Source organism: Pseudaquabacterium rugosum, assembly GCF_038066575.1.
GTDB lineage: Bacteria > Pseudomonadota > Gammaproteobacteria > Burkholderiales > Burkholderiaceae_C > Pseudaquabacterium > Pseudaquabacterium rugosum.
This window is the reverse complement of the sequence record NZ_JBBUTF010000055.1, coordinates 1-550: the sequence shown is the minus strand read 5'-3', so window position 1 is coordinate 550 and position 550 is coordinate 1. Positions and strand designations below refer to the sequence as shown.

Below are 550 nucleotides of genomic sequence, written 5' to 3'. Positions count from 1 at the left end.
GCAAGGCCTGGCGAGCGTGTGCGGCGGCCAAGGGCGCCCGGCGCGCCCTGCTTCAGGCCTCGAACGCGATGTTCAGACTGCGCATGCGCATCAGGTTGTGCGCCAGGGCGTGCCACAGCAGCACGGCTCGCGCCTTGGCGATGCCGCAGACGTTGAACCTGTGAAGTCCACGCCTTCGCAGTTGCGCGTTGGCGCATTCGACCGTGGCTCCGCGCTGGATATACAAAGCCTTGGCGAAGTCGCTGCGCATGAACTCCCGCCACTGCGCCTGCGCTGGCGAGTCGGTGTCCTTGGGCGCGAGGCGGTCGATGTCCGGGTTGCGGCTGCGCGGGGGCGGCAGCACGGGCTGGGTGCCGCGTACGGTCAACTCGTCAATGGCCTGCAGCTTGGTGAAGCCGCCATCGGCCAGCCAGTGCTCGGGCGTGACGCCGTAGCGCTGCAGGATGTTGCTGTGCATCGGGCTCATCTGGCCCATGTCGCTGCCGTTGTGGGTGATGGCCACGGCAGCGATGAGCTGCGTCTGGGCATCGACCGCGAGTTGGGCGTTGAA

General features: G+C 67.8%; 1 protein-coding gene. It reads right to left on the bottom strand.

The features are described 5' to 3' along the window. Nucleotides 1-52: 52 nt before the first annotated feature. Nucleotides 53-550 (bottom strand): transposase (locus AACH11_RS24755; protein WP_341376965.1); only part of this gene is annotated, 498 nt, incomplete at its 5' end.